At 70.7% G+C, this 1847-nt stretch carries 2 protein-coding genes; one reads left to right on the plus strand and one right to left on the minus strand.

The annotated features are described in order from the left end of the window. A partial coding sequence (locus tag C5F48_RS23445) for an NAD-dependent epimerase/dehydratase family protein (protein ID WP_107666086.1) occupies positions 1–811 on the minus strand: 811 nt, incomplete at its 3' end. Positions 812–1015: 204 nt separating this feature from the next. On the opposite strand from C5F48_RS23445, the gene C5F48_RS23450 reads away from it, so the two are divergent. Next, the coding region (locus C5F48_RS23450) for an MDR/zinc-dependent alcohol dehydrogenase-like family protein (protein WP_258186568.1) at positions 1016–1847 on the plus strand (832 nt) is incomplete at its 3' end.

Genomic DNA, 1847 nt, shown 5'->3' on the forward strand with positions numbered 1-1847 from the left:
CGCCCGCCGCGTCCGGCTTCTCCAGCGCCAGCCGGAAGGCCCGCGCCACGTCGCGGACATGGACGAAGTCGCGCTTCTGCTCGCCATCCTCGAAGATCGTCGGCCGCTGGCCATTGGCCAGCCGGGAGGCGAAATTCGCCAGCACGCCGGTATAGGGGTTCGACAGCGCCTGCCCTGCGCCGAAGACGTTGAACAGCCGAAGCGCCACCGCATCGACGCCGTAGGCGGCGCCATGGATCAGCACCGCCTGCTCCTGCACGTATTTGGTCAGGGCGTAGATCGAGGCTAGGTCGACCCGCTTGCGCTCGTCGGTCGAGACGGCGACCAGCGGCGCATCCTCGGGGCCGCGCGGGTCCCAGCGCCCGGCGCGGACCTCGGCGGGGTTGCGCCGCACGGTCTCCAGGAGCACGCCCTCCGGCGTGGCGTAGTAACCCTCGCCATAGACGCTCATCGACGAGGCGACGACGATGCGCGACACCGGCTGCGCGATCAGCTCCTCCAGCAGGACGGCGGTGCCCAGATCGTTGGCACCGACATAGCGCGCGATTTCATACATCGACTGGCCGACGCCGACCTCGGCCGCCAGATGCAGCACCGCGTCGCAGCCGGTCAGCGCCTTCCGCAGCCGCTCGGCGTCGCGCATGTCGCCGCGCACCACCTCGGCGCCCTCGGGCAGCGTCACCGCGACGCCCTCGTGCACCTGGTCGATCAGCGCATCGTAAAGCCGCACCTCGTAACCGCATTCCAGCAGGTCTTCGGCGACGTGCCGACCGATGAAGCCGCACCCGCCGGTGACCAAAATTCTCGTCATTTGAAATCCCTGATGTTGTGGAGATGATGTCATTGTGGATGACGATGATGATGCCGGAACCTGAACCGCGGGAGATTGTTCCAGCCCGCTGCAGCAGCAGCATCATCCCGCCGCGCACGCCCTGCCCCGGGGGGCGAGGATCTTCTTCCGGAACAATCTCCCGGCTCCCCGGTTCACCGGCCGTCGCATTGCCAGGAGCCTTCCATGACCCAAGCCCTTTCCCACACCAGTTTCCCGGGCCACCCCCGTCCCACGGAAGAGGCCCCGATGCGGGCCGTGCGCCTGACCGGGCCGGGCCGGATCGAGGTGGTGACCGAGCCGCTGCCGCAGCCCGGGACGGGCGAGCTGCGCATCCGGCTGGAGGGCTGCGGCGTCTGCGCCTCCAACCTCGGCCCCTGGGCGGGGCCGGAGTGGATGAGCTTTCCGACCGACTCCGGCGGGCTGGGGCACGAGGGCTGGGGCGCGGTGGACGCCATAGGGCCGGGCGTGCAGGGCTTCGCAGAGGGCCAGCGTGTCGCCTTCCTCGGCCAGCGCGGCTTCGCCACCCACGAGGTCATCGACCAGTCGCTGGTCGTGCCGCTGCCGGAAAGCCTCGCCGGCCGCCCCTTCCCGGCCGAGCCCCTGGGCTGCGCGATGAACATCTTCCGCCGCTCCGGCATCGCGCGCGGCGACCGGGTGGCGATCGTCGGCATCGGCTTTCTCGGAGCGCTGCTGACCCGGCTCGCTTCCGACGCCGGGGCCGAGGTGATCGCCATCTCGCGCCGCGACGAGGCGCTGGCCATGGCCCGCCGGATGGGCGCCGCCCGCGCCCTGCCGCTGGACGGCGTGGTGGTCGAAGAGGTGCGCGGCCAGACCAACGGCCGGTTCTGCGATGTGGTGATCGAGGCGGTCGGCAAGCAGGCGGCGCTGGACGTGGCGGGCGAGCTGGTGGCCGAGGGCGGCCGGCTGGTGATCGCCGGCTACCATCAGGACGGGCCGCGCCAGGTGAACATGCAGCAGTGGAACTGGCGCGGCATCGACGTGATCAACGCGCATG

Source organism: Cereibacter changlensis JA139 (assembly GCF_003034985.1).
Lineage (GTDB): Bacteria > Pseudomonadota > Alphaproteobacteria > Rhodobacterales > Rhodobacteraceae > Cereibacter > Cereibacter changlensis.